This is a genomic window from Nitratidesulfovibrio liaohensis, assembly GCF_011682075.1.
Taxonomy (GTDB): Bacteria; Desulfobacterota; Desulfovibrionia; order Desulfovibrionales; family Desulfovibrionaceae; genus Cupidesulfovibrio; species Cupidesulfovibrio liaohensis.
Window position 1 is genome coordinate 1 of sequence record NZ_VSMK01000103.1, and the last position, 6,703, is coordinate 6,703.

The following is a 6,703-nucleotide window of genomic DNA, read 5'->3' on the forward strand; positions in this document are numbered from 1 at the left end:
TGGCGCGGCTGGGCGCGTTCGGGGCCAAGCGGCAGGCGGCCATGGCGGCCCGGCAGGCCGACCTCGATGCGCTGCGCGGGTCCATGACCGGCAGCGACCCCGGTTGGTTCGGGGTGTACCTGGAAGGGTTGGCCGTGGAGCTGGCCAAGCTGCTGGTGAAGTTCGCCCCGCCCATGGACGCCGCGTTCAAGTGCTGCGCGGCGGTGTGCTGGTACGGCACCAGGCAGCAGGTGGCCTACTACAAGGAGGCCTTCGGTCTGGAGAACCCGCTGGAGGGTATCCTGTGAGCTTTCTGCGCCTTGACGATTTCACCGTGCCGGGCTTCGGCCTGGTCGCCTCCATGACCCTGCCCTTCAAGGACGAGGACGCCAGCGGCGACACCAGCAGCACGTCCAAAGCCAGCAAGGGCACCAAGGCCAAGAAGCTGGAGGCGAAAATCTTCATCCGGTTCACGGACGAGGATGATCTGCGCGCCCTGACCCGCGTGGCCGAGGCAAAGAAGGGCGGCGACGGGCGCGTCTACACCGTCACCAACCGCACGGCGAACGCGTCGGGGATGCGGCAGGGGCGGTTTACCGGCGACTTCAAGGCCGAGGAGCAGGAGGAGCGGCGTTGCTGGATGGTGTCCTTCAGCCTGTCCGAGCACGTGTCCGTTCCGGAGCGGGCCGAAGCGCGCGAACCCGCCAAGGCTGCCGCCGCCCAGCAGAACGAGGGACAGACCGTGGCGCCACAGGAAGAGGCCGAACCGGCGCAGGAACTGACGTGGTTCGAGAAGAAGCTGAAGGCCGCCAGCGACGTGCTGGGCGACTATGACAAGGGTGGCAGCACGGGCGAGGCCGGGAAATGAGGCTGCAAAAGCGTTTGACCGTGGCGGGCGCGGAAGTCCCGCTGGTGAGCGAGGACGTGCGTCTGGATCTGGACAGGCCCGGCAGGGCGATGTTTCAGGTGCGGGCGGATGCCCCGCTTTCCGGCGAGGTGTCCTTTGCCATGGGCTGGCATTGGGATGCGGCCCTTACCCTGTTCTTCAGCGGCGACGTGGAGCGATGCACCCCCGTGGACGGCGACCAGCAGCGGCTGTTCTGCCGCGAGGTGTCGGCCCGGCTGGACGTGGCCATTCCTCTGGCGCTGCGCCACCCCACGTTGCACGAGGTGCTGGCAGCCTACGCGCAGGCCGCGCAGGTGCGCTTCATCGTGCCGGACAGGCCGTATGCCGCCACCCGCGTGCCGTACTTCGGCGCGGTGGGGTCCGGCTTCCACGGTATGGTGCAGCTGGGCCAGGTGTTCGGCATCGAGGACTACGTGTGGCAGGCGCAAGGCGACGGGCAGGTATTCGTGGGGTCGTGGGCCGATTCCCGCTGGGCCGGGCGCGCCGTGGATCTGCCGGACGAGGCATGGGGAAAGACCATGGGCACGGGCGCGCGCACGGTGACGGCCATCCCCGGCCTGCGCCCCGGCGTGGAACTGGACGGTGGGCGGGTGGCGTCCGTGCGGTTCGCCGGGCACCAGATGGAGGTCACATGCAGGAAGCAATAAGGGCGGCGGTGCTGCGGCTGTTTCCGGAGCTGTCCGGCGGGCTGCACCTGGACCGGTACGGGCGGGTGGTGGCCATCGCGGACCAGCCCGGCGAGGGCGTGACCTGCGAACGGTTCCGACCGCGCTATGCCGTGGACGTGCAGATCCTGACGCCGGAGATGGAGCCGGACCCGGCCTTCCCCGTGTTTCCGGCGGTGCCGCTGCCGGTGCCCGGCGGGGCAGGGCAGGAGTGCGGCACCTACGCCTTTCCGGAGCCGGGCGCGTTGGTGGTGGTGGGCTTTGCCTACGGCAGGCCGGACCACCCCATCATCCGGCAGGTGTACCCCATGGGCACGTCGCTGCCGTCCGTGGCCCCGCGCGAATGGCTGGCGCAGCAGTCGCCCGCCGTTTTCCAGCGGGCCGACGCGCACGGCAACTGGACCCGCCAGACCGACGCGGCCATCACCGACGAATCGCAGACCCGGCTGGTCCGGGCCATGGAGGCGGTGACCGAGGTGGCGCGCGAAATCCGCCGCGTGTCGGAGCATTCCACCACCGAGGTGGAGGGCACGTACACGGTGGAGACGGGCACGGTGCTTACCCTGCTGGCCGGTCTGCGGGCCGACCTTGGCACCTTGGGCGCGTTGAACCTGACCGCCGGGGGCGATTCCACCCACACCACGGCGGGCGTCGCCACCGAAACCGTGGGGCGCGACCACGCCAGCACGGTGAAGGGCAGCCGGTACATCACCGTTGCCGGGGGCCGCAGCGAGGCCGTGCAGGGCGGCCAGCAGACGCAGATTGGCGGCGACAGGTCCGTGGCCGTGAACGGCAACCAGTCCGGCACGGTGGGCGGCGACCACGAGCTGACCGTGGACGGCAGCAGCACCGAAAAGGCCGGTGGCGACCGCAGCATCGAGGCGGCCAATCTGCGGCTGCGGGCGGCGACCATCTCGTGCGTGTCCACGTCCGGCAGCGGGGAGGGGACAAGCCTGTTCGTGGAACTGCTGGCCTGCCTGGACGAAATCAAGGCGGCGCTCGATGTGCTGGCCGCCCACACCCACCCCTCCTCGTCGGCCATCACCCAGGGCGGCGAGGTGGCAACCCACGCATCCCGGCTGGGCACTCACCGGGGGCGCATTGGAGGCATCACGGCGTGACGGGCCCCGCACCACGCAAAACCGCCCCGTGTCATCGGCTGATGGCACGGGGCGGCGTCGTTTCAGGGGCGGGCGGCTAGGCCGAGGCAGTCACTAGGTCGAGGTTTTATGATGTTGAGCGCCGAAGTCTAACGCTCCAAAACGCGCGAACCTGTACGTGGTGATGGCATATGTTTTGCTGATGGTGCGCAAAAGCTATACCCCCAACGCTGGAGGCGTGATGAGAAACAAACTTTTTAATGTGATTATGGTGGCTTTTTTGCTCTTTAATGTGAACGCAATAGCCAGTGCTGCGGTTATGAATGTAGCATCGGCAACGTATCGCATGGGAACAAGTGATTACTGGGTTGGCAATGGAACGCCACAATTGCCTGTGCCAATATCTACAAGCAATGAGTATTCTGAGTGTCGTGAAGTGATAACTCCAACAGGTAATTATGCTTCGGGAACTGCCACTGTTTCCGCAATTCTTGAACCTTCACCGTCAGTGTTCGCGTCATTTTCTTCGGTTTATGGTGGAAATGGTAAGAGTGCAGATTCTTATATTGATGGTTATGAACATTATGATGACTATTATATTCCTACAAAAGCGTATTCATATATGGATTACTATTATTATATAAGCGGTCCAAATAATTCATATGTTCCAATAATAATAGACTACAAACTTAGGATAATGTCGTCGGGAAGCGTGCTTGATTGGGATCATGGAATAAATGCAGGTGTTATGTCCCTTGCTTGGATAAGCGCTGGGTTTGGATCAAAGAGTATAAATATTCCTTATGGCGAAAGTGGGGGTGCTATTGAATTCGATGGGGAATTTTATGGGAATGTTGTGGCCAATATGCTTTCCACAGGTTATCACATTGGACTGCACGCGGAGGTGGGATCGCACAACTATGCTGGGTATTATGGGGGACTTATGGAAGGGTATGCTTTTGTTGACCCTGTAATCCGTATAGATCCAGCATTTGAGTTTGCCAGTCTTTACACGGTTCACCTTAGCCCTGGGCTTGGAAATAGCTGGACATCAGCGCCAGCGCCAACACCGGAGCCATGTTCTTTTATGCTTATGGCATCGGGAATGGTTGTTGCCGGAGTTGTTGTGCGTCGGAAAAGATTACATAAAGTGTAACTATTTTCGACAACTGTTGGGATTTTTTACATGCCTCCTCGACGTTAATTGGCGTTGAGGGGGCATGTCTATATTGACGATTGGGCTCGGCGTTTGTCTCTTCGCGCGTTTGCTTTCGAAAGAGCAAGATGTGGCGGGATGTTTCGGTTGCTTAAACATCAGGGTAGCCCATGTCCGATTGATGGCGCAGCTTGCAGATAACGTTGGCGATTGTCTTTGAAAAAACGAAATCCCTCGAAAAAAAACACTCCTCCGCCCCAAACCTTCGGCCTTTTTCGAGCGCGGTTGTGCAACCGGGCCGCCGGTGCAAACGGGGGCCGGATTCAACAGTGGCGCGGCGCATTCGCTGGTGTTGCCGGTTGCGTTGGGTGCAATGGTTTGCAAGGTCGTGCAAGGTCATTGCACAGGCCCGGGCGCTGCGATGATGCCCAAAGGTTTGCCATGTCGAGCTTTTCTCGGAAGGCGCTTTCCGGTTCATCGTTAAAGGGGCAGGTGCGGGGCGTAGGCGGATATGACCAAAAAATATGACCAAGGAAAAAAAGAGGGGGTTAGGCTGATGCCTAACCCCTTGCTTTTGTTCTGGAGCCGGAGATGAGACTTGAACTCACGACTTGCTGATTACGAATCAGCTACTCTACCAACTGAGTTACTCCGGCAATTACGCACAGTCCGCGCCATTGGCCCAGTCTGCACGCGCGCTTTCGGCGGTTACCTCCGCAGAAGCGAGATGTGCTAGTTATGGAAGTTGGCAAGGGAAGTCAAGCGGGTTGTGGGGCGGTTGCAGGTGCCATGTGCGGGCGGGCAGGGAATCGGTACGCACGAGGGCCGCTTCCCTCCGACAGCAGGTGTTCGCTGCCAGTGGGCAACCCGTCAGCGTCCTTCCGCATGTCCCATGTCTGACGGTGAGGCACGCGCCCCTGTCAGGGCATTATTCTGCCGCCGCCATCTGGCCTGACGGGCACCTAGCCATCTACCTTGCTTGCAAGCCTGTCAGGATTTGCGCAGGGCACGGCACTGACCCTCTTGCGGTGGTACTCTGCCTCTCGGCGTCGTGCCCGAGCATTGCGCCATCAGGCAGCGAGGGACTGCGCCAATGTCCGAAGGTTGTTGGACAATTTTCTAGACAATATTTTTATGCGGATTTCTTGACAAAATGCTCCCGCACGCGCAACTGTGCAACAACAAGAACTGGAGCACCTCCTCATGATCCGCGAATTGCTGACCCTCCGCGAAATCGCCCGCCGCCTCGACGTGCCCCCCTCCAGTATCGCCTATTACAAGGACAGGTTCGCGCGCTTCCTGCCCGCCGGAGAAGGGCGGGGCAGGCGGCTGCGCTATCCCGTGCATGTGCTGGACATCTTCAGGGAGATCAGGAGCATGTACACGCGCAACGTGGCGGCGGAGCAGATAGAGGAACGGCTGGAAGAACTGGTGGCCGTGTTGTACGCCCACGTGGGGACGCATGGGCAGCCGGGAGAATCGGTTCGCCCCGGCTCTCATGGAGGTCAATCGGGCGGCCAATCGGACGGCAGAGGGGGCGCGCGGGCATCCGGCACCGGGGCGGAACCGCATTTTCGGGACAGGTTCCGCGCATCCGACGCCATGCCGGGGCCGGACCTCGTGCACGACCACTCGCCGGATGATGTTTCGCATCCGGCGCCTCCTGCCTCTGCGGAGCCCGCCGTGGAAGGGCTGCCCGGCATGCTTGACCGCATGGCCACGCTGCTTCAGGTGCAGGGGCACATGTTGGCGGAACTTTCCAGCCTGCGCCGACAGGTGGAGGACCTGCGCGCCGACCGCGACGCGCTGCTGGCCGCCTTTGACGAGCGTGCGGCCCGGCTGGACGAAGCGCTGGACTTGTTGCGCCGCGAACGCACCGAAGCCGTCACCCGCCTCGTGGATGATTATTACACGGTGGTGTCGGGGCCGGCGGGGGGCGATGCAGACGGTGCCAAAGCGGAACGGGGCAGCGCTGCCGGGGCGGAAGGTTCGGCTGGCGATGACGTGCGTGCCGACGCAGCCGGGGCCAGCCGGAGCGCCCCCGGTCAGGATGTTGGCGGTCAGGACACATTCCGCCAAGGCGCATCCCATCACGACACATCCGAGCAAGCCACATCCGGTGCCGACGCGCGGAATGACGGTTCCTCGGCCAGCGAAGCTTCCGGTTCCGCCTCGCAGACGGGATCGGACCGTGCGCGGGCAACGTCCGGCAAGGATTCCGTCCCCACGCCGCCCGCAACCCTGTTCGACAGGCCGCTGGTGATCCGGCGCAACGGCGAATATCTGGGCGTGTCCGGTCGCGACAAGGCCTTCACCCTGCGTGAACTGCTGGCCCTGGTGGACCGTCACGCCGCCCGGCGGCATCGCGTGACCATGGGCTGGACCAGGTCCGGTGCTGCCTGGGTGCTGCGCCTGACCACCGACGAACCCGCCAGCGGCAGGCAGGGTGGCAGCCGCACCCACGAACTGACCTTGCAGCCGGTCACCACGCCCAGCGGCAACCACGTGACCCGGCTTTCGCGCCTTGCCATCAACGGCGACACGGTGCCGGACCGCTTCCTTCTGGAACTGTTCCGGAATATCAAGGAAAGCTACGAATTTCGATAGTGGCGACGTGCGTCGTCTCCCGTCCGGTATCCCCGGCGTCTCCGGAGTCCCGGCCTCTCCCGTGTCCCTTGCGTTCACGTTCGCCAAGGGCCTCGTGTGCCGCGGGTCACGCCACGGCCAGTTCCATGTTCCCCCAAATCCCCACGCGCCCGCCGCACTGGGCGTACACGCCCTCTATGCCCAGGTGGGCCATGGCGGCGGCGCGTTCGGTCACGCGGGCCACGTCGTCCGGGCCTTGCAGCATGTTGCCGAACAGGGTGGCCGCCGCGTCGGCCAGGCTGGCGTCGCG

The 6,703-nt window shown here is 63.2% G+C and carries 5 protein-coding genes, 1 tRNA gene and 2 pseudogenes; 6 read left to right on the forward strand and 2 right to left on the reverse strand.

The features are described from left to right. From FVW27_RS04530 to FVW27_RS04550, 5 genes and pseudogenes are all read left to right on the forward strand, one after another. Positions 1–287: pseudogene (locus FVW27_RS04530) on the forward strand (hypothetical protein); the annotation flags it as partial. Continuing rightward, a complete protein-coding gene (locus tag FVW27_RS04535) occupies positions 284–847 on the forward strand; it encodes a baseplate complex protein (RefSeq protein ID WP_167123122.1) in 564 nt (187 codons plus the stop codon). The pseudogene FVW27_RS04530 and the gene FVW27_RS04535, both read left to right, overlap by 4 nt. Next, on the forward strand, positions 844–1,533 hold the full coding sequence (locus FVW27_RS04540; protein WP_167123124.1) for a hypothetical protein: 690 nt from the start codon (positions 844–846) through the stop codon (positions 1,531–1,533). The genes FVW27_RS04535 and FVW27_RS04540 overlap by 4 nt, the downstream gene beginning before the upstream one ends. Continuing rightward, positions 1,518–2,672, forward strand: coding sequence for a bacteriophage T4 gp5 trimerisation domain-containing protein (locus FVW27_RS04545; protein WP_167123126.1), 1,155 nt, complete (start codon positions 1,518–1,520; stop codon positions 2,670–2,672). Before FVW27_RS04540 ends, FVW27_RS04545 begins: the two co-directional genes overlap by 16 nt. A 220-nt stretch (positions 2,673–2,892) precedes the next feature. Further along, the gene (locus tag FVW27_RS04550) at positions 2,893–3,807 is read left to right on the forward strand and encodes a hypothetical protein (protein WP_167123128.1); all 915 of its coding nucleotides are present in this window, start codon (positions 2,893–2,895) and stop codon (positions 3,805–3,807) included. A gap of 580 nt (positions 3,808–4,387) precedes the next feature. Here FVW27_RS04550 and FVW27_RS04555 read toward each other — a convergent pair. Next, positions 4,388–4,463: transfer RNA gene (locus tag FVW27_RS04555), tRNA-Thr, on the reverse strand. Positions 4,464–5,010: 547 nt separating this feature from the next. Here FVW27_RS04555 and FVW27_RS04560 point away from each other — a divergent pair. Further along, positions 5,011–6,414, forward strand: coding sequence for a MerR family transcriptional regulator (locus FVW27_RS04560; RefSeq protein WP_167123130.1), 1,404 nt, complete (start codon positions 5,011–5,013; stop codon positions 6,412–6,414). 106 nt (positions 6,415–6,520) lie between these two features. Here the strand turns inward: FVW27_RS04560 and FVW27_RS04565 are convergent. After that, a pseudogene (locus FVW27_RS04565) lies at positions 6,521–6,703 on the reverse strand (UPF0280 family protein); the annotation flags it as partial.

Bases quoted from the DNA above. Each gene is read 5' to 3' on its own strand.
- FVW27_RS04540 (WP_167123124.1), top strand. From the start codon at position 844: ATGAGGCTGCAAAAGCGTTTGACCGTGGCGGGCGCGGAAGTCCCGCTG.
- FVW27_RS04545 (WP_167123126.1), top strand. From the start codon at position 1,518: ATGCAGGAAGCAATAAGGGCGGCGGTGCTGCGGCTGTTTCCGGAGCTG.
- FVW27_RS04550 (WP_167123128.1), top strand. From the start codon at position 2,893: ATGAGAAACAAACTTTTTAATGTGATTATGGTGGCTTTTTTGCTCTTT.
- FVW27_RS04560 (WP_167123130.1), top strand. From the start codon at position 5,011: ATGATCCGCGAATTGCTGACCCTCCGCGAAATCGCCCGCCGCCTCGAC.